Raw genomic sequence first — 26,161 nt, 5'->3', positions numbered from 1 at the left:
GCCGGATGTCACACGACTGCGCAAGGATTAAGAAGATGCCGATCTACGAATATCTATGCAATGATTGCGGCCCGTTCACGGACATGCGGCCGATGGCGGAATGCGACCTGCCGCAGGACTGCCCAAGCTGCGAGACGACGTCGCCGCGCGTGATCCTCACCGCGCCGGCGTTCTTCTGCATGCCTTCGCACAAGCGCAAGGCCCACGCCACCAACGAGCAGAGCCGGCACGCGCCGAAGACGCTCGATCAGTACAAGGCCGCGCACGGCCCGGGCTGCGGCTGCTGCTCCTCGTCGGGAAAGAAGAAGCCGGCGCGGCTGATGACCAAGACCAAAAGCGGGGCAAAGGGTTTTCCGACTGCGCGTCCCTGGATGATCAGCCACTAAAATCTGGCTGACCGTCAGGCCTGTTCGGCGACCTTGAGGGCTTCGGTACGGATCTCCTCGACCAGCCGCTCCTTGAGGGCGACGAATTCGGGCGTGGTCTTGATCTTGTAGGAGCGGGGATGGGGGAGATCGACCGCGATCTCCGCCTTGATGCGGCCGGGGCGGGCACTCATCACGATGACGCGGCTGCCGAGGAAGATCGCCTCCTCGATATCGTGGGTGACGAACAGCACCGTCTTCTGGTCGCGCTCCCAGATCCCGAGCAGCATCTCCTGCATCAAGGCCCGGGTCTGGTTGTCGAGCGCGCCGAACGGCTCGTCGAGCAGCAGGATCTTTGGATCGTTGGCGAGCGCCCGGGCGATCGCGGTGCGCTGCTGCATGCCGCCGGACAATTGCTTTGGCCAGTGATTCTCGAAGCCCGACAGCCCGACCCGGCGAATGAACGCGTCGGCGATGTCACGGCGCTCGCCTTGCGATATGCCGCGCTCGCGCAGACCGAAGGCGATGTTTTCCCGCACCGTCAGCCAGGGAAACAGCGTATAGGACTGAAACACCATGCCGCGATCGGCGCCGGGGCCGGTGACTGCGCGGCCGTCGAGCGCGACCCGCCCGCTGGTCGGCCGGTCGAGGCCGGCGATGATCCGCAGCAGGGTGGATTTTCCGCAGCCGGAGGGGCCGAGGATGGTGACGAAGTCGTTGTCGCCGACGTCGAGCGTGGTCGGCTCGAGCGCGCGCGTCGGCGCGTTGCCGGCGCGGGCGGCAAAGGTTCGCGAGACCTGATCGATCCGAAGCAGGGTCATGCGAGCTTCCACGGGAATAGCCAGGCGTTGAACGCCTTGAACAGGAAATCGGAGATCAGGCCGATCAGCCCGATCACGATGATGCCGAAGATAATCTGCCCGGTGTTGAGCAACGCCTGGCTGTCGGTGATCATGTGGCCGATGCCGGACGACGAGCCGATCAGCTCGGCGACGATGACGTAGGTCCAGGCCCAGCCGAGCACCAGCCTGAGGATCTCGGCGATCTCCGGTGCGGCGGAGGGCAGCAGCACGCGGCGGATGATGCCGCTGTCGCGGGCGCCGAGCGTATAGGCGGCTTCGACCAGGTCGCGTCGCGTGGCGCCGACGGTGACGGCTACCATCAGGATGATCTGGAACACGGCGCCGATGAAGATCACCAGCAGCTTCTGCAACTCACCGATGCCGGCCCACAGGATCAGCAGCGGGATGAAGGCAGACGCCGGCAGATAGCGCGCAAAGGACACGAAGGGTTCGAGGAACGCCTCGACCGGCTTGTAGGCCCCCATCAGCACGCCGATCGGCACCGCGATCAAAGCGGCAAGCGCAAACCCGCCGATGACGCGCCAGATCGTCATCCCAATGTCGAACAGGAAGCCTTGTTTGGCGAGCAGCTCGTAGCCTTCCTGCACCATGGTCAGCGGGTTGGCGAGAAATGTCTTCGACACATGGCCGCCGAACGTCGCCCAGGACCAGAGAACGACGAACAGCACGAAGAATGCGAGGCCATAGGCCACGCGCTGCTTCGATGTGGTGGGCTCGAGAGGACGCATTACTTGATGAAGCTGGCGTCGTAGATGTCTTCGATCTTCGGCGCGGCCTTGATGATGCCGACCTCGAGCAAGAGTTCCGCCGCGTCCTTATTGAAGGTGAGAAAGTCGCCGGCGAAGAATTTCTGGTTGGCGGCCTTGTCCTGCCAGCGCAGGTATTTTGCCGAGTTGCCGAACTGCTCGCCGGACTGCTTCACGTCGGCGCCCATGATCTCGTAGGCCTTGGCCTGATCCTTGGCGATCATGTCGAGTGCCTCGAAATAGCTGTCGGCCAGCGCTTGGGCCGCCTTCGGATTGTCGGTGAGGAATTTCGGCGTGCAGCCGAACGTGTCCATCACGATCGGATAGTCGAGCGTGGTGGCGATGATCTTGCCCTTGTCGGGTGCGGCGCGCACCGTCGACAGATAGGGCTCGTAGGTCATCGCGGCGTCGTTCTGGCCGGAGACGAAGGCCTGCGCGGCGGCGGCGGGCTCCAGATTGACCACGGTGACGTCCTTCACCGTGAGGCCGTTCTTCTTCAGCATCCAGGCCAGCGCGAAATAGGGCGAGGTGCCCGGCGCCGATGCCGCAACCGTCTTGCCCTTCAAGTCCTTGATCGCGGCGACGTCGTTACGCACGGCCATGCCGTCGGCCCCGTAGCTCTTGTCGAGCTGGAAGATCTGCTTGGTCGCGACGCCATTGGCGTTCCAGGAGATCCAGGTCTCGACCGTCGTCGCCGCGCACTGGATGTCGCCCGAGGCGATCGCCAGATGGCGGTCCTTCTGCGGGATCTTCTTCAAGGTGACGTCGAGGCCGTTCTTCTTGAAGATGCCGGCCTCCCTGGCGAGCGTCAGCGGTGCGAAGCCGGTCCATCCGGAGATGCCGACGCCGACCTTGACGTCATCCGCGAACGCGGCGGTGGACGCGAGCAGCGCTGCGATGGCGGGCAATAGCTTGAAGGAACGCATGATAGTCGACCCCTTGAGATGGATTGAACCCGGTTGATGTCTTCACTCAGTCGCGGCGGATTGCCGCATGAGGCATGTCGGTGGCTGACGATGCATTGCATGAAATATGCCGCGCAAGACGGCCTCAGCCTCCCTTGAAGCGAGCCACCAGCCGGTGCGTCTCGCCTGGATAATGCAGCCGTACCGCGGTCACCGTGCGCGCGCTGCGCCAGGTGTAGCGGTCGATCACGAGGCAGGGCGCGCCGACCGCGATGTCGAGCGCCTTGGCCGTGTGGTCGTCGGCAACGACCGCGCTGATTGTATGCTCGGCCTCGGTCCACGGCACGTGATGCAGCAGCCACGATCCCGGCGGTTCGCGCGCGAAGTCTGCGGTTGCGGCCTCCGGAACCGTGGAGAGATCGATCAGCCTGTCCTCGACGGCGAACGGCACGTCGTCGGCACTGTGCCGGCAGGCGATCGCGATCACCTTGCCGGCCGCGCTCACGCCGAGCCGGGTGCGATCAGCTGCGGTCGCGGTGCGTCGCCGGCAATCAATCAGCTGATAGCCGTAGCTGCGGCCGAGCGCGGTGATCTCGGCCCTGATGTCGGCGATCTTGAGCACCGCCGACATGTGCTGCGGTCGGCGCACGAAGGTGCCCGCCCGCCGCCGCCGCTCGATCAGGTCGGCTTGCGCCAATTCCGACAGCGCCTTGTTCACGGTCATGCGCGAGCAGCGATAGCGCGCCATCAACTGGTGCTCGAAGGGAATGCGGTGGCCCGGCGGCCATTCGCCGGTCAGGATCCGCGTCTCGATGTCGAGCCGGATCCGCTTGTAAAGCGTCGGCTTGCCGGCCACACGGGGCTTGGCCCGATCGGAAGCGAGGCTCATGCGACGAGCCTCCGGATGCTTGCGTTGAATCGCTCGCGCGCCTTGTCCCGCAGCCGATGCCGTCCGTCCACGACCACCTTGTCGCCGCCGGCCCACACGCAATCGATCGCATCGCTCCCGGCCGCAAACAGCCAGCCGTCGAGAAACGCATCGCCCGACCGCCCCGCCAGAGACGGGTGCGTGGTGTCGAGGCTGACGATGTCGGCGCGCGCGCCGAGCGCGAGCCCGGCGTTGGTCTGCGCCAGAGCCTGCGCACCTCCTCCGAGCGCGTGATCGAACAACGCGCGGCCGGTGGATGCGCCGGGGCGCCCCGACAGCACGTTGCGCTCGCGGTGCTTCAGCCGCTGGCCGTATTCGAGCTGGCGCAGTTCGTCGGCGACGCCGACCAGGATGTTGGAATCGGTCCCGACGCCGAACCGGCCGCCCGCGGCAAGGAATTCGCGGGCGGAAAAGATGCCGTCGCCGAGGCTTGCTTCAGTGGTCGGGCAAAGGCCGGCGACCGCCCCGCTGCGGGCGAGCGCGGCGACTTCACTTTCCGTCATGTGGGTGGCGTGGATCAGGCACCAGCGCTGATCGAGGGGCGCATGGTCGAGCAGCCATTCGACCGGCCGCTGCCCGGACCAGGCAAGGCAATCTTCGACCTCGCGCAGCTGTTCGGCAGCGTGGATGTGGATTGGCGTTCCCTCGGCAAGCGGAATGATCGCTGCGAGCTCATCCGGCGCCACGGCGCGCAGGCTGTGCGGGGCGATGCCGATAGTGGCGCCCGGCAGTTTCCGGATCGCCTCGCGCGAGGCTGCCATCAGCGCCGCGAACTGATCGACCGAGCAGATGAAGCGGCGCTGCCCGGCATGCGGCGCGGCGCCGCCGAACGTGCTGTGCGCATAGAAGCTCGGCAGCAGCGTGAGCCCGATGCCGGAGGCCGCAGTCGCCTCCGCGATGCGCACGGCCATCTCGGCCGGATTGGCGTAAGGCGAGCCGTCGCGATCATGGTGCAGATAGTGGAACTCGCCGACGCGGGTAAAGCCCCGTTCGAGCATCTCGACATAGAGCAGGGTGGCAACGGCGGCGACGTCGTCCGGCGTCATCGTCAGCGCAAAGCGATACATCGTCTCGCGCCAGGTCCAGAACGTGTCGGTGGTGTCGCCGTGCAGTTCGGCCAGGCCGGCCATGCCGCGCTGAAAGGCGTGGCTGTGCAGGCTCACCAACCCCGGAATGGCCAATTGGTGGCGTTCGTCGCCGGCAGTGGGCGCAACGCCTGCCGTCAATGAGGCGATCGTGCCGTCGGCGACGACAAGCTGCACATCATTGGCCCAGCCCGAAGGCAGCAGCGCACATGCGAAATGCAGTCGTGTCATTTTTCCACGCCGGCTGGACAGAACGTCGACACGATTATATGTCTAGACATATAAGTCAAGCATCCCAGCCCGAGGGGACGATCGCATGGCAGAGCGCTTCGACCGCATCTGGCACAATGCCCGGCTCGCCACGATGCGCAGCGACCGCGTCGATCTCGGCGAGATCGAGCAGGGCCTGATCGCGACGCGCGACGGCCGCATTGTCTATGCCGGCGCGCAGTCCGACTTTCCTGTGGATGGCGATGCCATAGAACGGATCGATTGCGGCGGCCGCTGGATCACGCCCGGGCTCGTTGATTGTCACACCCATCTGGTCTATGGCGGCAACCGCGCGCATGAGTTCGAGCTTCGCCTGAAGGGCGCAAGCTATGAGGAGATCGCGCGCGCGGGCGGCGGCATCGTCTCGACCGTGGCCGCAACGCGCAGCGCGACCGAGGCCGAGCTTGTCGCCGGCGCGCTGCCGCGGCTCGACGCGCTGATCGGCGAGGGGGCAACCACGGTCGAGATCAAGTCCGGCTATGGCCTCAACGCCGAGACCGAGATGCGGCAGCTTGCGGCGGCGCGCAGCCTCGGCCGCGTACGGCCGGTTGCGATCCGCACGTCGTTTCTCGGCGCACATGCGCTGCCGCCAGAAGCCGATGGCGACAAGGACCGCTATATCGATCTGGTTTGCAACGAGATGCTGCCGCCCGTGGCCAAGGCGGGCCTTGCCGATGCCGTCGATGGTTTCATGGAGGGCATCGCATTTTCCGGAGAGCAGACGGCGCGGGTGTTCGAGGCGGCGCGTGCGCTCGGATTGCCCTTGAAGCTGCATGCGGATCAACTGTCGAATCTCGGCGGCGCGGCGCTCGCCGCAAAATTCTCCGCGCTGTCGGCCGATCATCTGGAGCACACCGATGAGGCCGGTGCCGTTGCGATGGCAAAGTCGGGAACATCAGCGGTGCTGCTGCCCGGTGCATTCTATTTCATTCGCGAGACGCAGAAGCCGCCGGTCGAGCTGTTCCGGAGGCACGGTGTGCACATGGCGCTGGCGACCGATTGCAATCCCGGCAGCTCGCCGCTGACCTCGCTACTGCTTGCAATGAACATGGGCGCGACGCTGTTCCGGATGACGGTCGCTGAATGTCTGACAGGCGTGACGCGGGAAGGGGCACGGGCACTCGGCATGCTCGCCGAGATCGGTACGTTAGATGCCGGAAAATGGTGCGATCTGGCGATCTGGGACATCGAGCGGCCCGCTGAGCTGGTCTATCGCATTGGCTTCAACCCGCTGCACGGCCGGGTGTGGAGGGGACAATGAGCGCTGCTGCCGCACCGATCGTCGTAACACCCGGTACGGTTGGCCTCGACGTGCTCGCGCGTGTGCTCGCCGGCGCGTCGATCGCGCTCGATCCCTCGTTTTGGCCGCGCGTCGAGGCGGCCGCGGCGATCGTGGCGAAGGCCGCGCAGATCGACATTCCCGTCTACGGCATCAATACCGGCTTCGGGAAGCTGGCGTCGACGCGCATCGCGCCCGACCAGACTGCGCTGCTGCAGCGCAATCTGATCCTGTCGCATTGCTGCGGCGTAGGTCCGGCCACGCCCGGACCGATCGTACGCCTGATGATGGCGTTGAAACTGATCTCGCTCGGCCGCGGCGCATCCGGCGTGCGGCGCGAGGTCATCGAGCAGTTGCAGGGCATGCTGGCACGCGGTGTCTATCCGCTGGTGCCGCAGCAGGGCTCGGTCGGTGCCTCCGGCGATCTGGCGCCGCTCGCCCATATGACCGCGGTCATGATCGGGGAGGGGCAGGCATTCCTCGATGACAAGGTCGTGCCGGGCGGCGAGGCGCTGGCCGCTGCCGGCCTTGCGCCGCTGACGCTCGGTCCCAAAGAGGGGCTCGCACTGATCAACGGCACGCAATTTTCGACCGCCTACGCGATCGCCGGCCTGTTGCGTGCACATCGTCTTGTGTGCGTCGCGCTGGTGACGGGTGCGCTGTCGGTCGATGCGGCAATGGCGTCCACGGTGCCGTTTCGCCCCGAAATTCAATCCTTGCGCGGTCATGACGGGCAGATCGCCGCGGCGGCGACCCTGACCGCGCTGCTCGACGGCAGCGACATCAGGCAGTCGCACCTCGAAGGCGACGAGCGCGTGCAGGATCCGTATTGCCTGCGCTGCCAGCCGCAGGTCGCGGGCGCCGTGCTCGATTTGCTCGCGCAAGCCGCGCGCGGGCTGATCGTTGAAGCCAATGCCGTCACCGACAATCCGCTGGTCCTGGTCGAGACCAGCGAGATCGTCTCGGGCGGCAATTTCCACGCCGAGCCGGTGGCGTTCGCGGCCGACCAGATCGCGCTGGCGCTCTCGGAGATCGGCGCGACCAGCGAGCGCCGGATCGCAACCCTCGTCGATCCCGCCTTGAATTTCGGCCTGCCGCCGTTCCTGACGCCGCAGCCCGGCATCAATTCCGGCTTCATGATCGCCGAGGTGACGGCAGCCGCGCTCTATGCCGAGAACAAGCAGCGCGCGATGCCGTGCTCGATCGATTCCACGCCGACCAGCGCCAATCAGGAGGATCACGTCTCGATGGCCGCGCATGCCGCGCGCCGGTTGTCCGACATGGCCGACAATCTCGCGGCGATCCTCGGGATCGAGCTGCTGGTCGCGGCGCAGGGCATCACGCTGCGCGCGCCGCACGCGACCAGCGCGCCGCTCGCTGCCGTCATTGCCGCGTTGCGTGCGCAGGTGCCGGCGCTCGCCGCCGACCGCTACATGGCCGACGATCTCGCGCGGGCCGCATCGCTGATCGAATCCGGTGCGTTGCCTGCCGCTGCGACCGCGGTCCTCGCATCCGATCCATTTCCAAGACTCACTTAGAAAGACTTGCTTATCCGACAGGGACATCCGTCATGAACCGCCGACTGGATAATGAACGCATCATCCGTGCTCCCCGCGGCACCGACATCAGCGCCAAGAGCTGGCTGACCGAAGCGCCGTTGCGCATGCTGATGAACAATCTGGATCCCGACGTCGCCGAGCGCCCGAGCGAGCTCGTGGTCTATGGCGGCATCGGCCGTGCGGCGCGCGACTGGGAGAGTTTTGACCGGATCGTCGCGTCCTTGCGCAAGCTCGAAGGTGACCAGACGCTGCTGGTGCAGTCCGGCAAGCCGGTTGGCATTTTCCGCACCCATGCCGATGCGCCGCGCGTGCTGATCGCGAATTCGAACCTGGTGCCGCATTGGGCAACGCTCGATCATTTCAATGAGCTCGACCGCCAGGGCCTGATGATGTTCGGCCAGATGACGGCAGGGTCGTGGATCTATATCGGCAGCCAGGGGATAGTGCAGGGGACCTACGAGACGTTCGTCGAGGTCGGTCGCCGGCATTACGGCGGCAGCCTCGCCGGCAAGTGGATTTTGACTGCGGGACTCGGCGGAATGGGCGGCGCGCAGCCGCTGGCCGCGACCATGGCCGGCGCCTCGATGCTCGCCGTCGAATGCCAGCCGAGCCGCATCGAGATGCGGCTGCGCACGGGATACCTCGATCGCCAGGCGGCGACCCTCGATGAAGCGCTGGCGATCATTGCCGACGCGGCCAAGAGCCACAAGCCGGTGTCGGTCGGCCTGCTCGGCAATGCGGCCGAGATCTTTCCCGAGCTGGTACGCCGCGGCGTGCGGCCTGACATCGTCACCGACCAGACCAGCGCGCATGATCCGATCAACGGCTATCTGCCGAAGGGATGGACGCTCGGCGAGTGGGAGGCGCGGCGCGTCGCCGATCCGAAGGCGGTCGAGACAGCGGCCAAGACCTCGATGGTCGATCACGTCCAGGCGATGCTGGATTTCCACGCCCAGGGAATCCCGACGCTCGACTACGGCAACAACATCCGCCAGATGGCCAAGGACATGGGCCTGAAGCAGGCGTTCGATTTTCCGGGTTTCGTGCCGGCCTATATCCGTCCGCTGTTCTGCCGCGGCATCGGTCCGTTCCGCTGGGCGGCGCTGTCGGGCGATCCCGAGGACATCTTCAAGACCGATGCCAAGGTCAAGGAGCTGATGCCGAACGATAGCCATCTGCACAATTGGCTCGACATGGCAAAGGCGCGCATCAAGTTTCAGGGCCTGCCGGCGCGGATCTGCTGGGTCGGGCTCGGCGACCGTCATCGCCTCGGTCTTGCCTTCAACGAGATGGTGGCGCGGGGTGAACTCAAGGCGCCGATCGTGATCGGCCGCGATCATCTCGATAGCGGCTCGGTGGCGAGCCCGAACCGCGAGACCGAAGCAATGCGCGACGGCTCGGATGCGGTGTCCGATTGGCCGCTGCTCAATGCACTGTTGAATTGTGCGAGCGGCGCCACCTGGGTGTCGCTGCACCATGGCGGCGGCGTCGGCATCGGCTATTCGCAGCATGCCGGCATGGTGATCGTCGCGGACGGCACTCCGGACGCGGCGCGCCGGCTCGAGCGCGTGCTGTGGAACGATCCCGCGACAGGGGTCATGCGGCATGCCGACGCCGGTTATGAGACGGCGATCGGCTGCGCCCGTGCCAACGGGCTCGATCTGCCGAGCCTGCGCTGATGCGAGCCCGTACGAATGAGGCATCGCAAATTAGCGATCAATATGTTTGCGGCTCTCAACCTTCCGGTTGATGTACGTGAGGCGATCGGCCGGACATGTCTTGCGACGGGAAACCGCCGGTGCAGCTACCGGAGATAGGCAGTCCGCAGGGCGCCGCACCGGTGCTCCGCCGGCGACGACACATTTATCGTCTGCCTGCTTTCGCGTCAGCGGCGCTGACAGGATGAGCGGCGAGGGTCCTTGTCTCGCGGCAGACGACATGCAATCTTTCGCTCCCGGCAATGCTGTTCGAGAGCAACAAGAATAATAATCCCTCTCGTCCCTCCAATTCTGTCGAGGGCCTGATCATGTCGAACCTTACCCAAACGACCTCCGCTCCGTGGCGGATAGGAGTGCTGTTCTCGCGAACCGGCTTCATGTCGGTGATCGAGGAGACCCAGTATCAGGGCACACAACTCGCAATCGAGGAAGTGAACGAAGCGGGCGGAATCTGCGGCCGCGAGCTGGTTCCCGTCGCCTACGATCCCGGTTCGGATTCGGCGGCCTATGGCCACTACGCCAAGCGGCTGATGGTCGAGGACCAGGTCAGTACCATCTTCGGCTGCTACACCTCGTCGAGCCGCAAGGCGGTGCTGCCGGTGGTCGAGCGGCTGAACGGCCTGCTTTGGTACCCGACTCTCTATGAAGGGTTCGAGGCGTCGCCCAACGTCATCTACACCGGCTCCTCACCGAACCAGAACAGCCTCGCACTATGCCGCTATCTGATGGATACGTTCGGGACGCGATTCTATTTCGTGGGGTCGGACTACATCTTTCCGCGCGAATCCAACCGGGTGATGCGGGAGCTGCTGAAGTCCAACGGCGGCTCGGTCGTTGGCGAGCGCTATGTCAATGTCTTTGCGCGCTGGCAGGACTTTGTGCCGATCATCCAGGACATCAAGCGCGTCAGGCCGGATGTGATCTTCTCGACCGTTGTCGGCGAAGGCACGGTGTTTCTCTATCAGGCCTATGCGAATGTCGGGCTGGATCCGAAGCAGACCCCGATCGCGAGCCTGACGACGACGGAAGCCGAAATCGCCGCCATGGGTTTCGATGTCGGCGAGGGACACGTCACGGCGGCATCATATTTCCAGGGCGTCGAGGGCAGCGCCAACAACGCGTTCGTGCAGCGCTTCAAGAAGCGGTTCGGTTCCGATATCTCGACCAACATGTGCGCCGAGGCCTCCTATTTCCAGCTGCATCTGTTCGCCAAGGCGCTCGAGCAGGTCAACTCGCTCGACACCGAAGTGCTGCGATCGATGGTGTTCGGCACCAGCTTTGATGCGCCGCAAGGTGCAGTGACAGTCAACCCGATGTCGGGGCATACTGATCTGTGGACCCGGATCGGGCGCGCCAATCGCCAGGGGCAGTTCGATGTCGTCAGCCAGTCGAAGGAGCCGGTGCACGCCGATCCGTTCCTGATCGGATATGGTCGTGCAACGCAAACAGGAAGCGTCCAATGAACGAAATGTCGCGTAAGCCGCAGCTGAGCCGAGACGTCGGCGGACGCAAGACCATGGTTCAGGAGCTCGCCGATCTGTCGGCCGTGGTGGTGGCGCCGGTCGACGACCAGGTCGGCATGTTGCTGCGCGAATTGCAGCGCTTCCGGATGCGGGTGCGTCAGGTCTGGCCGATGCCGGAGAGCGTGCCGGCCGATGCCGACGTGGTGTATTGCGAATATTCGCCGGATCTGGCGCGGCGTCTGCCGTGGATCCCCGGCGATGCGCGCTCCGCACTGGTCGTGATCCTGCCGGCGACGGAGACCGTGCATGCCGACGCGCTGTGCCATGCGACGCCCAACGCCGTGCTGCCGCGGCCGTTCACGCAGAATGCGGTATTGTCCAGCCTCGTGCTGGCGCGCAGCCAATTCAGTTACGAGCGGCGGTTGCGCAGCAAGATCGAGAAGCTCGACGACAATCTGCGCTCGATGCGCACCGTGGAGCGCGCCAAGGCGATTTTGATGGCGACGCGGCAGATGCCGGAAACCGAAGCTTACGGCTTCATCAGGCGGCAGGCGATGGATCGTCGCGTGTCGGCAAGTGCAGTCGCCGCGGCGATTGTTGACTCGTTCGAACTGCTTGGCTACGATCATCAACAGTAAGCCCCAATAGCGGGGCCGGCGGCGACAGCGCCGCCTTCGACACAACCGGCAACAAAGCCCTCCCAATGCTCGCGTCAGCGCGCATCGGGAGGGCTTTTTGTTTTTTCAGTCCTGAAAAGGGAGCTAAGGATGAGCATTTCACGGCGGACTTTGCTGAGGAATACCGCAGCGCTTGGCGCGTTTGCCGGCGCCGGACTGCCGCATCTCTGGATCAAGAACGCCGACCTTGCTTACGCCGCGGGCGGCGAGATCAAGGTCGGCGTGCTGTTCTCGTTGACCGGGACGACCGCGATCATCGAGGAATCGCTCAACAAGGCGACGCTGCTCGCGATCGAGGAGATCAATGCCGCCGGCGGCATCAAGGGCAGCAAGATCGTGCCGATCGTCGAGGACCCCGCGTCCGACCCGGCGACGTTCTCGGAGAAGGCGCGCAAGCTCGTCGTCGGCGACAAATGCGTCAGCGTGTTCGGCTCCTATACCTCGGCGAGCCGCAAGGCGGTGCTGCCGGTGTTCGAGCGGCAGAACAATCTCTATTGGTATCCGACGCTCTATGAGGGCCGCGAGTGCTCCAAGAACGTGATCTACACCGGCGCGGTGCCGAACCAGCAGCAGGACGAATTCGTGCCCTGGCTGGTCAAGAAATTCGGCAAGAAGTTCTATCTGATCGGCTCCAACTACATCTATCCGAAGGAGGAGAACAACTACTGCAAGAAGCTGCTCGAGAAACTCGGCGGCGAGGTCGTGGCAGAGGAATATGTGCCGCTCGGCCATTCCGAATTCTCGTCCGTCATCAACAAGATCCGCTCGACGCAGCCGAACGTGATCTTCTCCACCGTGGTCGGCGATTCCGTGGTCGCGCTGCATCGTCAGTACAAGGCGGCCGGGCTCGATCCCGAGAAGATGCCGATGGCGAGCCTGACGACGTCGGAGAACGAAGTCGCGGCGATGGGCGGCGAGGCGGCCGCCGGTCACTTCACCTCGGCGCCGTACTTCATGGTGCACAAGTCCCCTGAGAACGAGAAGTTCGTCGAGGCCTACAAGAAGCGTTGGGGCGCCGACAAGGTGACGCATTTCGTCTCGGAGGCCTGCTACTTCCAGACCTATCTGTTCAAGCAGGCGGTCGAGAAGCTCGCCACCAGCGACCTCACGCCGCCGAACATCCGCGATGCGGTCAAGGGCGAGGCGATGATCGCGCCGCAGGGCAAGGTCCAGATCGAGCCGGAGAACCTGCACACCTGGCTGTGGCCGAAGATCGCCCAGGCGAAGTCGAACGGCCAGTTCGAGATTCTCGTCGAGGCCAAGGAGTGGCTGAAGCCGGTGCCGTATGCGGCCTATCCCGGGCAGTCCTGCACCGAGAAGGGCCTGGTCGAGAAGAGCTGACGACGGGGGCGACAATGGCCGTCGGCGTGCGGCGCCGGCGGCCGGCGTCCCGCAACGCATGCCCCTCGCACGCATCGTGCGAGGGCAGGGCGCACAACACGAACATCGAAAAGCGGATCCCGACGTGGACCAATTCATCGAACAAATCGTCACCGGCCTCAGCATCGGATCGATCCTGCTGCTGGTCGCGCTGGGCCTGTCGATCATCTACGGCTCGATGGGCATCATCAATCTCGCCCATGGCGAGTTCGTGATGCTCGGCGCTTACGCCGCCTGGGTGTTCCACACCTATCTCGGGCTCGGCCTGCTGGCGAGCCTGGTGCCGATCTTCCTTGTGGTGGCCGCGTTCGGCTGGGTCATCGAACGCTTCGTCCTGAGCCTGCTCAATAACCGGCCGCTGGATACGATCCTCGCGACCTGGGGCGTCGGCATCATGCTGCAGCAGGCGGTGCGGCTGATGGTCGGCAGCGAGTTGCGCTATGTGCAGCTGCCGCCGGCGCTGTCCGACAGCATGGATGTGTTCGGCATCCCGGTGTCGTCGTATCGCGTGTTCCTGTTCGTGGTGTCGATCGCGCTGTTCGGGGCGACCTGGTTGCTGATGAACCGCACCACGGTTGGGATGAAGCTGCGCGCCATCATCCAGGACCGTTCGGTCGCAGCGTCCTTCGGCATCAACGCCAAGCGGGTCTATGCACTGACCTTCGCCTATGGCGCGGGCCTTGCGGGACTCGCTGGCGCGCTGGTGTCGCCGCTCAAGAGCGTGTCTCCCGACATGGGCACCGGTTACGTGGTCGATGCCTTCATGGTGGTGGTGCTCGGCGGCGTGCAGAGCCTTGCCGGGACGGTGGCGAGCGCCTTCATCCTCGGCGAACTCTCCGGCGGCATCGCCTTCCTGCAGAACGACACGGTGGCCAAGGCGATCGTACTGCTCGCCATCGTCGTCCTCATCCGTTTTCGCCCCGAAGGGCTTTTCACCGCACGCGTGCGGGCCTGAAAGACAGATCGCTGATCGATGCCGTCGCATGTTCCTCACTCCAGCGGATTGCAGCGCCTGATCGCGCAGCTTGCACCTCTGCTGATCGTCTGCGCCGTGGTGTTCGCGCTGCCGGTGCTGCTCAACAACGACTTCCTACTCAACAAGGTCGCGCGCTATCTGGTGCTTGGCATCCTCACGGTGTCGCTCGGGCTCTCCTGGGGCTTCGGCGGCATCCTCAATCTCGGCCAGGCGATGAGCTTCGGGCTCGGCTCCTACGCCATGGCGATGACGCTGAAGCTCAAGACCGTGCCGGTGCATACCGGCGCCAGCGGGCTGCCGGACTTCATGGTCTGGAACAATGTCGCGCATCTGCCGTGGTTCTGGGAGCCGTTCCGCTCGCTGTCCTTTGCGATCGCGGCCGGCCTGATCGTGCCGGCACTGGTTGCGGCGGCGCTCGGCTGGTTCATGTTCCGCGGACGCGTCACCGGCGTCTATGTCTCGATCATCACGCTCGCCACCATGGTGGTGATCAATCTCGTGATCATCGACCAACAGAGCTACACCGGCGGCTTCAACGGCATCACCGATCTCGCCCAGCTCGAGCTGTTCGGCGTCGCGTTCGATGCCTATGGCCGCGCCACCTATTATCTCGTCGCCGGCTGCGTCCTGCTCAGCCTGCTGGTGGCGTTCGCCTTCACCAAGTCCAAGGCCGGCCTGATCGTGCAGGCGATCCGCGACCATGAGAGCCGGGTGCGCTACTTCGGCTACGACGTCGCGCTCTACCAGATCTTCGTGTTCGCGTTGTCGGCGGCGATCGCGGGGCTCGCCGGCATGCTCTACACGGTGGTGATGGAGTTTGCCTCGCCGACCTTCCTCGGTGTGCAACTTTCGCTTTCGGTCGTGGTGTGGTGCGCGGTCGGCGGCCGGCAGAGCCTGGTTGGCGCGTTCCTCGGTGCGGTGCTGGTGGCGGGCATGCAGGGCGCGCTGTCGGAATCCGCGGCGTTCCTGGAAACCTGGACGCTGGTGATGGGCGCGCTGTTCGTGCTCGTGGTGCTGTTCCTGCCGAAAGGGCTCGCCGGCCTTGCGCAAGCTGCCTTGCGCTGGATCGTGCGGCGGCGTCAGGCCGCCGGCCGCGGCGTCGCGCAAGGTGCCGGACAAGGCGTCGGCCAGACGGAGGGCAGCACATGAGCTCGCATCTCGATCTCCGCGACGTCTCGGTCAGCTTCAACGGCTTCAAGGCGCTCAATTCGCTCAACATGAGTGTGCGCAAAGGCGAGCTGCGCTGCCTGATCGGGCCGAATGGCGCCGGCAAGACCACCGCGCTCGACATTATCTGCGGCAAGGTCAAGCCGAGCGCCGGCACCGTCAACTTCGACGGCACGGCGCTGCAGGACCTCGAAGAATACGAGATCGCCCGCGCCGGCGTTGGCCGCAAGTTCCAGGTGCCGAGCGTGTTCCGCGAGCTGTCGGTCTCAGAGAATCTCGAGGTGGCGCGGGCCCGTCGCACCTCGGTGCTCGGCAATCTGCGCTGGAACATCGGCAACTCAGCTCGCGAGGATGTCGAACGCCTTGCCGAACTGGTCGGGCTCACCGAGCAGCTCGACCGGCCGGCCGCCTACCTGTCGCACGGCCAGACCCAGTGGCTGGAGATCGGCATGCTGGTCGCCCAGGACGCCGAGCTGATCCTGATGGACGAGCCGACCGCGGGCATGACGGCGCAGGAAACCCGTAAGACCGCCGAACTGTTCGCCCGGCTGAAGGGCAGGCACACGCTGATCGTGGTCGAGCACGACATGGGCTTCGTCAAGGCGATCGGCGACATCATCTCGGTGATGCATATGGGCCAGATGCTGGCCGAAGGCACCGCGGCGGAAGTCGAGGCGCATCCCGAAGTCCGCCGCGCCTATTTGGGATCGGGAGGCATCAGCCATGCTTGAGCTGACCGACGTCGACGCGTTCTACGGCAACAGCCGTGCTTTGCAGGGCATCAACCTGACGGTCGGCAGCGGCGAATTCCTCTCGGTGCTCGGCCGCAACGGGGTCGGCAAGACCACCTTGATGCGCAGCATCCTCGGCCTGATGGACCGTTGCACCGGACGGCTGGCGCTCGACGGTGCCGACATCTCGCCGCTGCGGACCTATCAGCGCGCCAAGGCCGGCATCGCCTATGTGCCGCAAGGCCGCGGCATCCTGCCGAAATTCACCGTGCGGGAGAATTTGACGCTCGGGACCTTCGCCGCGAAATCGGCCAACGGCATCGACGAGTGGGTGCTCGAGCTGTTTCCGGTGCTCAAAGACTTCCTCAACCGCTACGGCGGCAATCTCTCCGGCGGCCAGCAGCAGCAGCTCGCGATCGCGCGCGCGCTTTTGGCCCAGCCCAAGGTCATCCTGCTGGACGAGCCGACCGAGGGCATCCAGCCGAACATCGTCGAGCAGATCGAGGACGTGGTCATGCGCCTCAACCGCGAGCGCGGGATCACGGTCGTGCTGGTCGAACAGAATGTCGCGTTCGCGCGGCGCGCGTCTCACCGCTTCGCGCTGCTCGAAAAGGGGCGCGTCGTCGCCAAGGGCGCGATCGGTGAGCTCACCGATGATCTGATCCAGCTGCACATGGCCGTGTAGCGGGAATTATCGTTCACGAAAGGGAGTCGAGACATGTTGCATGGAGACATATCGAGCAGCAAGGACACGGTCGGCGTCGCCGTGGTCAATTACAAGATGCCGCGCCTGCACACCAAGGCCGAGGTCCTGGAAAACGCGCGCAACATCGCCAAGATGGTCGAGGGCATGAAGCTCGGCCTGCCGGGCATGGATCTCGTGATCTTCCCGGAATACTCGACCCACGGCATCATGTACGACTCCAAGGAGATGTACGAGACCGCGTCGTCAGTGCCGGGCGAGGAAACCCGCATCTTCGCCGACGCCTGCCGCAAGGCCAAGGTCTGGGGCGTGTTCTCGCTGACCGGCGAGCGCCATGAGGAGCATCCCAACAAGGCGCCGTACAACACCCTGATTCTGATGAACGACAAGGGCGAGATCGTGCAGAAGTATCGCAAGATCATGCCCTGGGTGCCGATCGAGGGCTGGTATCCCGGCGATTGTACTTACGTCTCGGAAGGTCCGAAAGGGCTGAAGATCAGCCTGATCATCTGCGATGACGGCAATTATCCGGAGATCTGGCGCGACTGCGCGATGCGCGGCGCCGAGCTGATCGTGCGCTGCCAGGGCTACATGTATCCGGCCAAGGAACAGCAGATCCAGATCTCGAAGTCGATGGCCTGGGCCAACAACTGCTACGTCGCGGTCGCCAACGCTTCCGGCTTCGACGGCGTCTATTCCTACTTCGGCCATTCCGCACTGATCGGCTTCGACGGAAGGACGCTCGGCGAGTGCGGCACCGAGGAGAACGGGATCCAGTACGCCCAGCTGTCGGTGTCGCTGATCCGCGATGCCCGCCGCAACATGCAGTCGCAGAACCATCTCTTCAAGCTGATGCACCGCGGCTACACCGGCCTGATCAACTCGGGCGAGGGCGACCGTGGCCACGCGGTGTGCCCGTACACCTTCTACAAGAACTGGATCACGGACCCCGAGGGGACGCGGGAGATGGTCGAGGCCATGACGCGCCCGAGCGTCGGAACCGACGAATGTCCGATCGAGGGCATTCCGAACCAGAAGGTCGCGCATCGCTAAAGCATGATCCGGAAAAATGCGAAGCGGTTTTCCGAAAGATCATGCTCAAACAAGGAGCCAAAGCGCGATGACAATTCAACCAAATCTCATCGCGCTTTAGGCGACATCGACGATCGGCGGCGGCGCGAGCAATCGCGCCGGCGCATGTTCGAGGCAATGGCGGGCATCTTCACATCCGGCAAACAGGGGCGACATCATGAGCGGTCAATCGAATAGCGGACTGGTTCACCAGACCGAGGAGCAAATCGACGATCTTCTCGGCCATGAATTCGAGCACGAGCCGGTGCCGATCAGCGCCCGGCGCAGCGCCTTCTCGGTCACGATGGTGTGGCTGGGCTTTCCCATGATCATCACCGGCGCGATGACCGGATCGCTGCTGGTGCTCGGCATGGGGTTCAAGAATGCGCTGGTGGCGATGATCATCGGCAATCTGATCATGTTCGCCTATGTCGGCGCGCTCGGCCTGATCGGCACGCGGCGCGGCATGAACTTCGCGCTGATCGCGAGCATCGTGTTCGGAAAAAAGGGCTATGTGCTGGCCTCGGGCCTGCTGTCGACCCTGCTGCTCGGCTGGTATGCGGTGCAGACCGGCATCACCGGCGCGCTGATCTCCTCGACCTACGGCCTTAACTATGTGGCGATGACCATCGTCGCAGGCGTGCTCTATATCGGCATCACCTTCGTCGGCGTGAAGGGGCTACATTATATCGGGCTGGCGTCGGTGCCGCTGTTCGTCGTGCTCGGCCTCTGGGTCGCGGCCGATGCGGCCTCGACCACGACTGCAGCGGCGATTTTCGGCTATGCCGGCAACAACGGCGTTGCCAGCATGTCGATGGGCGTCGGCCTCACGGTGGTGCTGGCGCTGTTCATCGATGCCGGAACCGTGACCGCGGACTTCAACCGCTGGGCGCCGAGCCCGCGGGCGTCGCTGTTCGCGACCTTCAGCGCGTTCCCGTTCGCCAATCTGGTGGCGATGCTGGTCGGCGGCGTGATGACGGCGGCGCTTGCGGTGCCGAACGCCAATCCATTCGGCGTCGACAACATGTTCGGCTTCATGAACGGCAAGCAGCTCACCTGGCTCAGCATTCTCGCCTTCATCTTCCTCTACACCAATCTCGGCTCGGTGTGCTCGCACTGCCTGTACAATGCGGCCACCGGCTGGTCGCGGATCCTCGGCACCAACATGCGGCTGATGGCCGTGATCCTCGGTGCGATCGGCATCGTGGTTGCCGCCGGCAACGTCTGGGCGTTCTTCATCCAGTGGTTGTCGCTGCTCGGCATCCTTGTGCCGCCGATCGGCGCGATCATCCTGGTCGATCAATATCTGTTGCGTGCCGATGCGCGCGCCGACGTTGACTGGCGGGCGAAGCCGTTCATCGCCTGGGGCATCGGCTCGCTATGCGCCTTTGCGGTTGAGAATCTGATGCCGGGGCTGTCGACTGCGATATCGGCCGCGCTGGTCGCCGGCATCGTGTACGGGGCGATCGCGCGGGTGGAAGCGTCGGCCGAAAAAGTAGCGCGTCCCGCGTAAGCGCGAGCTCAATCAAGCAAGAAGGGTACAGCAATGAGCGTCGACTATCAGATCTATGATCTCGGCAATCTGGCCTTGCAGCGCGGTGCGACCATCCGCGACTGCAAGCTCGCCTATAAGACCTATGGCCAGCTCAACGCGGCCAAGGACAATGTAATCGTCTATCCGACCTGGTATTCCGGCCAGCACTACGACAACGAATGGCTGATCGGAGCGGGTATGGCGCTCGATCCGGCAAAATACTTCATCATCATTCCGAACATGCTCGGCAATGGCCTGTCGTCGTCGCCGAGCAACACGCCCGAGCCGTATAACGGACCGCGCTTCCCGCAGGTGACCGCCTATGACAATGTGCGGGCCCAGCACCGGCTGGTGACCGAGCAATTCGGCATCAAGCACATCCGCCTGGTGACCGGCTGGTCGATGGGCGCGTTGCAGACGTTCCATTGGGGTGCGCTCTATCCGGATATGATGGATCTCCTGGCCCCGTTCTGCGGCTCGGCCAAATGCTCGCGCCACAATTACGTGTTCCTCGAAGGCGTGAAGGCCGCACTCACGGCGGATGCTGCCTGGAAGGAGGGCTGGTACACCGACAAGCCGGCCCGCGGCCTGCGCGCCGCCGCGCGCGTCTATGCCGGCTGGGGCTTTTCGCAAGCGTTCTATCGCGAGCAGCTCGACATCAAGACCATGGGCTATTCGTCGCTGGAGGATTTTCTGGTGGCGTTCTGGGAGGGCTTCTTCCTGCCGAAGGATCCCAACAATCTGCTGACCATGCTGTGGACATGGCAGAACGGCGACATCAGCGCCAACGAGATCTACAAGGGTGGTTTCAAGGCCGCGCTCGGTGCGATCAAGGCCAAGACCTATGTCATGCCGGGCCGGACCGATCTCTACTTCCCGCCCGAAGACAGCGAGAACGAGGTCGCGCACATGCCGAATGCCGAGTTCGTGCCGGTGCCGTCGATCTGGGGCCACTTCGCGGGAGGACCGGGGACCAATCCGGTCGACGTCGCCTTCATCGACGCCAAGCTCAAGGAACTGCTCGCATCGTGATCTCGAACGATTGCGAACGGCTGCCTGCGCGATCATGGGAGGCGTGAGCTTGTCCAATCCCGCACTGCTGCTTGACCAGTACCGCATCCGGGAGGAGCCGTATTACCGGCCGCTCAGGGATGAGGTCGAATTGTTCGGCGCAGCCTATGCGAGCCGCATGCCGGTGATGCTGAAGGGCCCCACCGGCTGCGGCAAGACCCGCTTCATCGAATACATGGCCTGGCGGCTCGGCCGGCCGCTCATCACCGTCGCCTGTCACGAGGACATGACGGCGGCTGATCTGGTCGGCCGCTGGCTGCTCGATGCACAGGGTACGGTGTGGAGCGACGGGCCGCTGACGACGGCCGTGCGTCTCGGCGCGATCTGCTATCTCGACGAGATCGTCGAGGCGCGCCAGGACACCACGGTCGTGATCCATCCTTTGACCGACGATCGTCGTGTGCTGCCGCTGGAAAAGCGCGGCGAGCTGATCCACGCCCATTCCGACTTCCAGCTCGTGATCTCCTACAATCCGGGTTACCAGAGCGCGATCAAGGACCTCAAGGAATCCACCAAGCAGCGCTTTGCGGCGCTGGATTTCGGCTATCCCGACCGGCCGGCCGAAACCGAGGTGGTCGCGCGCGAGGCCGGCATCGAGCCTGATCTCGCCGATCTCCTGGTGAAGATCGCCCAACACAGCCGAAACCTGAAGGGCCAGGGCCTCGACGAGGGCGCCTCGACCCGGATGCTGGTCAATGCCGGCCGCCTGATCGGATGCGGCATTAGCCTCGAAAAGGCCTGCGAGACCACGATCGTGGTTCCGCTGACCGATGACACCGACACCAGGAACACGTTGCGTGACGTGATCTCGGCCTGCGCGTGAATGGACATTCGGAGGTGGCGGTCGCGCAAATCAGTTCGCTCGATAGCTTCCGATCCGGTCGCCGGCTCGCAGCGCTGCTGCGCGGCCACGATGATCTCGGCGCGGCCGTCCAGGCGGCGCGAGCCGCTTTGCACCGGACAGATCAGCTTGATCATCTCGCGGCCTGGGACGAGACCGTGCACGAGCTGTTCGCGGCCAATCTCGGCCAGACCGTTGTCCTGACTTTCTTGCGCCTGTCGGAGCAATGGCCGGCGCTGCGATCGACCGATGATCTGATCGCGATCGGACGTGCGACCCGGGACGTCGGCCGCAACGCCGGAAGCCGCGCCGCCCATGCGTTGCTGACCGAGATCTCCAAGGTGCTGCCGCAACTCGCGAGTGCCGGAGAGCTCAGCACCGCCCTTGCCGCGCTGGGCCAGCTCGCGGATATGGGACCGGAATCGGTGACCCTTGCAATTTCCCGCCTGGGTCCGCTGCTCGCGCATGCCGACGGCGAGGATTTTGCCGCCTGGGTCTTTGCCGGCCTGCGCGCAAGCGGCGGCCGCGCCTCGCGGCGGCGCGCTTATTTCGCGCTCGACGATCCGCTGTCGGCGCGGCTGTTCGCCGTCGGCCGCACCGGCGATGATTTTGCCCGGCTGGAGAAACGCCTCGCGGCAACCATGCTGGCGCTGTGGAACAGGAAGCTGCGCTTCCGCAAGCTTGCCGTCGCGCCGACGCCGGTGCCGCGGCGGACTTCGCTGGCCGCCGGCCTGATCGGCCTTCCGGAGACCTTTCCCGGCTTCGAAGGCGAGGCGGCGGACTTGATCTATCTCGCGGCGGTCGCGCATGCCGCCGCGCATCTGGCGCATTCCACCGTCCGCTTTCCTGTGGGGCGGCTGAAGGCGTTGCAGATCGCGCTGGTCTCGCTGGTCGAGGATGCCAGGGTCGAGACGCTGGCGCTGCGCGAGATGCCCGGCCTGCGCCGGCTGTGGCTGCCGTTCCACACCGCGACGCCGTCGGGGCAGGCAACTGCGGCCGGATTGATGACGCGGCTAGCGCGGGCGCTGATCGATCCCGGCTATCAGGATCCGGATGCGTGGGTCACCAAGGGGCGTCGGCTGTTTGCCGACGCCGCCGGCCGTTGGACGGACCCCGCCATCAGCCGCGAGATCGGCGGGCTGCTCGGCAACGACATCGGGCAGATGCGGCTGCAATTCAATGCCAAGAGCTATGTCGTCGAACCCACTTATCGCGATGACAATCTGGCGCTGTGGGATTTCGGCGACCAGCCGGACAGTCCGACCGAGACGATCGAACTTGCCATCGATTCGGTGCGGATCGAACGGCGCGACGATCCGAGCGGCCGATCGAGTGACGATAACGCCAAGCCGGACGAGACGCTGCGCGCGAAGGCCCGCGCGGTGACCCTGCTGGACGGATTTCCGGCCGCGACCTACCCGGAATGGGACTACGCGGCGCGTACCGAGCGGGCGGACTGGACCACCATTCTGGAAGCCGATGCCGCCACGTCCGCGCAGCCGTTCGATCCTTCGACGGACACCGAGGCGCTGCGCTGGATCACCGAACTGACCCGCGACGCGTCGATCGGCCGCCGGGTCCGTCAAAAGGGTCAGCGCGACGGCGATGCGCTCGACATCGACGCAGCGATTGCGCTGACGATCGAGCGGCGTGCCGGCAGCATCAGCGAGCCCAGGGTCTACCAGCGCGATGCGCCGGGGCCGCGCGATCTCGCGATCCTGCTGCTGCTGGACCTGTCGCAATCGACCGCGGACCGCGACCGCCGCGGCCGGACGGTGCTCGATGTCGAGCGCAAGGCGGCCGCGATCATGGCTTCGGCGGTCGACGCCGCCAATGACGCGATCGCGGTGCACGGCTTCAGCTCCGACGGCCGCGAGCGCGTCCGCTATCTGCGCATCAAGGGCTTTGAGGAACCGATGGACGCCGTCGTCCGTTCGCGTCTCGCCGGACTTGGCAGCAGCCATTCCACCCGGCTTGGGGCGGCGTTGCGCCATGCCGGCGGCTACCTCGCCGGACGGCGGGCGTTCCGCAAGGTGCTGCTCGTCCTCACCGACGGCGAACCGTCCGACATCGATGTGCCCGATCCGCAATATCTCGTCGAGGACGCGCGCCGTGCCGCCCAGCAGCTGCGGCGACGCGGCACCGATATTTTCGCCTTCGGGATCGGGGAGCACAAGTTTCCCCAGCTCGATCGGATTTTCGGCGAGCGCCATGCGCTCCGCGTGCCGCGGATCGAAGTGCTGCCGCAACGGGTGATGCAGCTCTATGCGGAACTGAAGAAATAGAGACTGCCGTCGAGCTGCGGATCGCCTCCGCGGGCCTACGCACCGTTGTCATACTTCGCCGCTAACGTTGCAGATTGGACACAGCGGCCCGCCTGGGAAACATTCGACGCGGATACGATGAGCATTGGATCTCTTGCGAGGGGCTTGGCGGGGCGCCCCTCAGACGCTCGTCGAATGTGCGTTTTGGTCTGCCTTTGCGTGCTGGGCGCAAGTACCGATGTCGCGTTGGGACAACAAGGTCCGATCGCTCCTGCGCCGCGCATCACGTTCGATATCCCGTCGCAACCCCTGACCTCCGCATTGGAGAGCTACGGCGCCACATCGAGGCGCGAGGTGCTCTACGATGCGAGGCTTGCAACCGGTCGGCTCTCGGGCGAGGTGAGGGGAGTTTTCGCGCCGTCCGAGGCGCTGCAGATCCTGCTTGATGGAACGGGCCTTGTCGGCCGTCTGACGTCGGAGAATGCAGTGGTGATCGTGCCCTCGTCTCCGGTTGGCGGGCAGCCAGCGACACCCGATGGCGCTGCGCCCAAGGGCGATCCGATCATGCGAGCCCGCTATTATGCCGTGGTGCAGGAGCGCGTTCGCGACGCTTTCTGCCGGGACACCATGTTGCGGCCGGGCCGGTACCGGATCGCCGTGCAGTTCTGGCTCGCCCCAACCGGAGCCGTCCAGCAGACCAGGCTTCTCAGCAGGAGCGGCGATGCGCGCGTCGACAGCGCGATCCAGGCGACGCTGCGTGGATTGAAAATGCGGGAGGTGCCTCCGCCAGGCATCGCGCAACCCCTGACGATGGTCGTTGTGCCGCACCCGTCGCAACAGGCGCAGGACTGCGCCGGCATCGACGCCATCCGTAGCGAGGCGAATTGAGCGTGCCGCAATGAGCGACGCAAACCGGACCATGCTGCGCAGCTTCTTGGCTGCCAGCTATGATGATCTCAAGCTGCGGCTGAGCCGTCGCCTGGGATCGACGGAGCTTGCCAGCGACGCGTTGCAGGACATCTATGTACGTCTCGGGCGGGCCGAGGTGGCGGAGGCGGTGCAAAGCCCGGCCGCGTATCTGTTCCGCATGGCCTTTAACGTCGCAATCGATCGGCAGCGCGCCGAGAAGCGGCGTCTGGCGCGCAGCGAGGTTCAGGATCTGCTTCATATTGTCGACGACGCGCCAGGGCCGGGTCAGATTGCGGAAGCCCGCTTCGAGATCGAGGCGCTGGAGAAGGCGATCGCGGAACTGACGCCGCGCCGCCGGGTCATCCTGCTGGCGGCGCGGCTTCAGGACATGCCGCAGCGGGAAATCGCCAAGCGGCTCGGGGTCTCGTTGCGCCTGGTCGAGAAGGAGCTCCGCCTCGCTCTGGAACATTGTGCCATGCGGCTCGGAAAATAATTGTGCGGTTTTTGGCTATGACGAACGTCAAATGGGCAAGCGCACGGTCTGATTGCGGCGACGGCCGACGGCTTGCGCTGCGAGGCAGGTCTGCATGACGCGGGAAGGCGGCAAATCGACGATGGGGCTCGGCGCAACGGAGCGGGAGGCCCACGCCTGGGTGCGGCGCCTGACGTCCGGAGAGGCGACGGTCGCCGATGCCGACGCATTCCAGCTGTGGCGTCAGCAGAGCGCAGCCCATGCGACGGCCTTTGCCAATGCCAGCAAGCTTTGGGAGACCGTTGGCAGCGCCGGCGATAACCTCCGCTACGATCCTGTATCGCTCGGCGCCTTGCTCGACGGCGAGGCAAAGCGCGTGATGACCCGCAGGCTCGTGCTCCGGGGCGGACTTGCGACCGCCGCGGTGGCTGCCGGAGTGGTCGCGCTGCATCCGCCGCTCGCGCTCTGGCCGTCCTGGTCCGAGCTTGCGGCGGACTACCGGACGGGGACGGGCGAGCAGCGCAAGCTCGCCCTGAGCGACAGCGTCTCGATCAACCTCGACACGCGAACCAGCATCGCACTGCGGCCGGACCACCGCGACACCAGCCGGATCGAGTTGATCTCGGGACAAGCATCGATCGCGACGCCGCCGCAGCTGTTGCGGCCTGTGACCGTGATCGCGTCCAGCGGTCAAACGGTTACAACGCAAGCCTCGTTCGACGTGCGTTACCTCGGCGCCGAGGTGCGCGTCACCTGCCTGGGCGGCGAGGTCCGGGTCGAGCACCAGGGCAATGCCCGCATCGTTCGCGAAAGGCAGCAGGTCGCTTATGACGCCAGGCGCATGAGCGATATCGTCGCGATCGATCCGGCCGTCGAGGCGGCCTGGCAGGAGGGCTTGCTGATCTTCCGCTACACGCCGCTGCCGAAGGTGGTGGAAGAGGTGAATCGGTACCGGTCGGGCCGGATCTTCGTCGTCAATGCCGAGCTGAACACGCACCTGATCAATGGCCGTTTCCATATCGACCGGATCGACGAGGTTCTCGTGCAGCTCGAGCAAGCGTTTGGCGTGAAAGCGAAAACACTTCCCGGCGGCATCGTGCTGCTGAGCTGAGGAGGCGGCGGGCGGGGTTTGCGAAAAAAGTTCGAGTCCGGCGTGCGGGCCGAGCCATCAGGGATCGTCACAG

At 65.0% G+C, this 26,161-nt stretch carries 24 protein-coding genes; 19 read left to right on the top strand and 5 right to left on the bottom strand.

The window, feature by feature from the left end; translation table 11 throughout:
* Window positions 1-35: 35 nt before the first annotated feature.
* Entirely contained in the window at window positions 36-386 is a 351-nt protein-coding gene (locus tag ACVW17_RS32155) for an FmdB family zinc ribbon protein (protein ID WP_456755615.1), read from the top strand.
* 14 nt (window positions 387-400) lie between these two features.
* Here ACVW17_RS32155 and ACVW17_RS32150 read toward each other — a convergent pair whose 3' ends face one another.
* From ACVW17_RS32150 to ACVW17_RS32130, 5 genes are all read right to left on the bottom strand, one after another.
* Entirely contained in the window at window positions 401-1,186 is a 786-nt protein-coding gene (locus ACVW17_RS32150; protein ID WP_456755614.1) for an ABC transporter ATP-binding protein, read from the bottom strand.
* Complete coding sequence (locus ACVW17_RS32145) at window positions 1,183-1,956, bottom strand: ABC transporter permease (protein WP_456755613.1); 774 nt, start codon at window positions 1,954-1,956, stop codon at window positions 1,183-1,185. Before ACVW17_RS32145 ends, ACVW17_RS32150 begins: the two co-directional genes overlap by 4 nt.
* Window positions 1,956-2,900 (bottom strand): ABC transporter substrate-binding protein, encoded by a 945-nt coding sequence (locus ACVW17_RS32140; protein ID WP_456755612.1) that lies wholly within the window; start codon window positions 2,898-2,900, stop codon window positions 1,956-1,958. Before ACVW17_RS32140 ends, ACVW17_RS32145 begins: the two co-directional genes overlap by 1 nt.
* A 124-nt stretch (window positions 2,901-3,024) precedes the next feature.
* Complete coding sequence (hutC, locus tag ACVW17_RS32135; protein WP_456755611.1) at window positions 3,025-3,768, bottom strand: histidine utilization repressor; 744 nt, start codon at window positions 3,766-3,768, stop codon at window positions 3,025-3,027.
* Entirely contained in the window at window positions 3,765-5,123 is a 1,359-nt protein-coding gene (locus tag ACVW17_RS32130) for a formimidoylglutamate deiminase (protein WP_456755610.1), read from the bottom strand. The genes hutC and ACVW17_RS32130 overlap by 4 nt, the downstream gene beginning before the upstream one ends.
* An 85-nt stretch (window positions 5,124-5,208) precedes the next feature.
* Between ACVW17_RS32130 and hutI the strand changes: the two genes are divergently transcribed.
* The 18 genes from hutI (at window position 5,209) to ACVW17_RS32040 (ending at window position 26,088) form a co-directional block, all read left to right on the top strand.
* Entirely contained in the window at window positions 5,209-6,423 is a 1,215-nt protein-coding gene (gene hutI, locus ACVW17_RS32125) for an imidazolonepropionase (protein WP_456755609.1), read from the top strand.
* On the top strand, window positions 6,420-7,979 hold the full coding sequence (gene hutH / locus ACVW17_RS32120; RefSeq protein WP_456755608.1) for a histidine ammonia-lyase: 1,560 nt from the start codon (window positions 6,420-6,422) through the stop codon (window positions 7,977-7,979). Before hutI ends, hutH begins: the two co-directional genes overlap by 4 nt.
* Before the next feature lie 32 nt (window positions 7,980-8,011).
* The gene (gene hutU, locus ACVW17_RS32115) at window positions 8,012-9,679 is read left to right on the top strand and encodes a urocanate hydratase (protein ID WP_456755607.1); all 1,668 of its coding nucleotides are present in this window, start codon (window positions 8,012-8,014) and stop codon (window positions 9,677-9,679) included.
* Window positions 9,680-9,960: 281 nt separating this feature from the next.
* Entirely contained in the window at window positions 9,961-11,181 is a 1,221-nt protein-coding gene (locus ACVW17_RS32110) for a transporter substrate-binding domain-containing protein (RefSeq protein ID WP_456755606.1), read from the top strand.
* On the top strand, window positions 11,178-11,819 hold the full coding sequence (locus ACVW17_RS32105) for an ANTAR domain-containing response regulator (protein ID WP_244064222.1): 642 nt from the start codon (window positions 11,178-11,180) through the stop codon (window positions 11,817-11,819). Before ACVW17_RS32110 ends, ACVW17_RS32105 begins: the two co-directional genes overlap by 4 nt.
* Before the next feature lie 129 nt (window positions 11,820-11,948).
* Window positions 11,949-13,199, top strand: coding sequence for a transporter substrate-binding domain-containing protein (locus ACVW17_RS32100; RefSeq protein ID WP_456755605.1), 1,251 nt, complete (start codon window positions 11,949-11,951; stop codon window positions 13,197-13,199).
* 124 nt (window positions 13,200-13,323) lie between these two features.
* On the top strand, window positions 13,324-14,193 hold the full coding sequence (urtB, locus tag ACVW17_RS32095; protein ID WP_212023066.1) for an urea ABC transporter permease subunit UrtB: 870 nt from the start codon (window positions 13,324-13,326) through the stop codon (window positions 14,191-14,193).
* A gap of 18 nt (window positions 14,194-14,211) precedes the next feature.
* A complete protein-coding gene (gene urtC, locus ACVW17_RS32090) occupies window positions 14,212-15,363 on the top strand; it encodes an urea ABC transporter permease subunit UrtC (RefSeq protein WP_456755604.1) in 1,152 nt (383 codons plus the stop codon).
* Complete coding sequence (gene urtD / locus ACVW17_RS32085; protein ID WP_456798288.1) at window positions 15,360-16,112, top strand: urea ABC transporter ATP-binding protein UrtD; 753 nt, start codon at window positions 15,360-15,362, stop codon at window positions 16,110-16,112. The genes urtC and urtD overlap by 4 nt, the downstream gene beginning before the upstream one ends.
* Window positions 16,105-16,797 carry an urea ABC transporter ATP-binding subunit UrtE gene (gene urtE / locus ACVW17_RS32080; RefSeq protein WP_456755602.1) on the top strand — a complete coding sequence of 231 codons (693 nt, stop codon included), beginning with the start codon at window positions 16,105-16,107 and terminating at the stop codon, window positions 16,795-16,797. Before urtD ends, urtE begins: the two co-directional genes overlap by 8 nt.
* Before the next feature lie 33 nt (window positions 16,798-16,830).
* Window positions 16,831-17,868: an aliphatic amidase gene (locus ACVW17_RS32075; RefSeq protein ID WP_024579758.1), complete on the top strand. Its 1,038-nt coding sequence runs from the start codon at window positions 16,831-16,833 to the stop codon at window positions 17,866-17,868.
* 196 nt (window positions 17,869-18,064) lie between these two features.
* Window positions 18,065-19,399 carry a purine-cytosine permease family protein gene (locus ACVW17_RS32070; RefSeq protein ID WP_456755601.1) on the top strand — a complete coding sequence of 445 codons (1,335 nt, stop codon included), beginning with the start codon at window positions 18,065-18,067 and terminating at the stop codon, window positions 19,397-19,399.
* 33 nt (window positions 19,400-19,432) lie between these two features.
* A complete protein-coding gene (locus tag ACVW17_RS32065; protein ID WP_456755600.1) occupies window positions 19,433-20,452 on the top strand; it encodes an alpha/beta fold hydrolase in 1,020 nt (339 codons plus the stop codon).
* 49 nt (window positions 20,453-20,501) lie between these two features.
* The gene (locus ACVW17_RS32060) at window positions 20,502-21,314 is read left to right on the top strand and encodes an AAA family ATPase (protein WP_456755599.1); all 813 of its coding nucleotides are present in this window, start codon (window positions 20,502-20,504) and stop codon (window positions 21,312-21,314) included.
* A 14-nt stretch (window positions 21,315-21,328) separates the two neighbouring features.
* Window positions 21,329-23,617 (top strand): VWA domain-containing protein, encoded by a 2,289-nt coding sequence (locus ACVW17_RS32055; RefSeq protein WP_456755598.1) that lies wholly within the window; start codon window positions 21,329-21,331, stop codon window positions 23,615-23,617.
* Window positions 23,618-23,791: 174 nt separating this feature from the next.
* On the top strand, window positions 23,792-24,484 hold the full coding sequence (locus tag ACVW17_RS32050) for a TonB C-terminal domain-containing protein (RefSeq protein WP_456755597.1): 693 nt from the start codon (window positions 23,792-23,794) through the stop codon (window positions 24,482-24,484).
* A 10-nt stretch (window positions 24,485-24,494) separates the two neighbouring features.
* Entirely contained in the window at window positions 24,495-24,998 is a 504-nt protein-coding gene (locus ACVW17_RS32045; protein WP_456755596.1) for an RNA polymerase sigma factor, read from the top strand.
* A 94-nt stretch (window positions 24,999-25,092) separates the two neighbouring features.
* Window positions 25,093-26,088 carry a FecR family protein gene (locus ACVW17_RS32040; RefSeq protein WP_456755595.1) on the top strand — a complete coding sequence of 332 codons (996 nt, stop codon included), beginning with the start codon at window positions 25,093-25,095 and terminating at the stop codon, window positions 26,086-26,088.
* The last annotated feature ends 73 nt before the right edge of the window (window positions 26,089-26,161 follow it).

This window comes from Bradyrhizobium sp. USDA 4473, from assembly GCF_054063335.1.
This window is presented reverse-complemented; position numbering and strand designations above follow the sequence as displayed.

Coding starts and splice junctions, on each gene's coding strand:
- urtC (WP_456755604.1), top strand. CDS start 14,212: ATGCCGTCGCATGTTCCTCACTCCAGCGGATTGCAGCGCCTGATCGCG.
- ACVW17_RS32150 (WP_456755614.1), bottom strand. CDS start 1,186: ATGACCCTGCTTCGGATCGATCAGGTCTCGCGAACCTTTGCCGCCCGC.
- ACVW17_RS32075 (WP_024579758.1), top strand. CDS start 16,831: ATGTTGCATGGAGACATATCGAGCAGCAAGGACACGGTCGGCGTCGCC.
- ACVW17_RS32065 (WP_456755600.1), top strand. CDS start 19,433: ATGAGCGTCGACTATCAGATCTATGATCTCGGCAATCTGGCCTTGCAG.
- hutH (WP_456755608.1), top strand. CDS start 6,420: ATGAGCGCTGCTGCCGCACCGATCGTCGTAACACCCGGTACGGTTGGC.
- hutC (WP_456755611.1), bottom strand. CDS start 3,768: ATGAGCCTCGCTTCCGATCGGGCCAAGCCCCGTGTGGCCGGCAAGCCG.
- ACVW17_RS32045 (WP_456755596.1), top strand. CDS start 24,495: ATGAGCGACGCAAACCGGACCATGCTGCGCAGCTTCTTGGCTGCCAGC.
- ACVW17_RS32050 (WP_456755597.1), top strand. CDS start 23,792: ATGTGCGTTTTGGTCTGCCTTTGCGTGCTGGGCGCAAGTACCGATGTC.
- hutU (WP_456755607.1), top strand. CDS start 8,012: ATGAACCGCCGACTGGATAATGAACGCATCATCCGTGCTCCCCGCGGC.
- ACVW17_RS32105 (WP_244064222.1), top strand. CDS start 11,178: ATGAACGAAATGTCGCGTAAGCCGCAGCTGAGCCGAGACGTCGGCGGA.
- urtD (WP_456798288.1), top strand. CDS start 15,360: ATGAGCTCGCATCTCGATCTCCGCGACGTCTCGGTCAGCTTCAACGGC.
- ACVW17_RS32110 (WP_456755606.1), top strand. CDS start 9,961: ATGCTGTTCGAGAGCAACAAGAATAATAATCCCTCTCGTCCCTCCAAT.
- ACVW17_RS32140 (WP_456755612.1), bottom strand. CDS start 2,900: ATGCGTTCCTTCAAGCTATTGCCCGCCATCGCAGCGCTGCTCGCGTCC.
- ACVW17_RS32040 (WP_456755595.1), top strand. CDS start 25,093: ATGACGCGGGAAGGCGGCAAATCGACGATGGGGCTCGGCGCAACGGAG.
- ACVW17_RS32155 (WP_456755615.1), top strand. CDS start 36: ATGCCGATCTACGAATATCTATGCAATGATTGCGGCCCGTTCACGGAC.
- ACVW17_RS32130 (WP_456755610.1), bottom strand. CDS start 5,123: ATGACACGACTGCATTTCGCATGTGCGCTGCTGCCTTCGGGCTGGGCC.
- ACVW17_RS32100 (WP_456755605.1), top strand. CDS start 11,949: ATGAGCATTTCACGGCGGACTTTGCTGAGGAATACCGCAGCGCTTGGC.
- urtE (WP_456755602.1), top strand. CDS start 16,105: ATGCTTGAGCTGACCGACGTCGACGCGTTCTACGGCAACAGCCGTGCT.
- hutI (WP_456755609.1), top strand. CDS start 5,209: ATGGCAGAGCGCTTCGACCGCATCTGGCACAATGCCCGGCTCGCCACG.
- ACVW17_RS32145 (WP_456755613.1), bottom strand. CDS start 1,956: ATGCGTCCTCTCGAGCCCACCACATCGAAGCAGCGCGTGGCCTATGGC.
- ACVW17_RS32070 (WP_456755601.1), top strand. CDS start 18,065: ATGAGCGGTCAATCGAATAGCGGACTGGTTCACCAGACCGAGGAGCAA.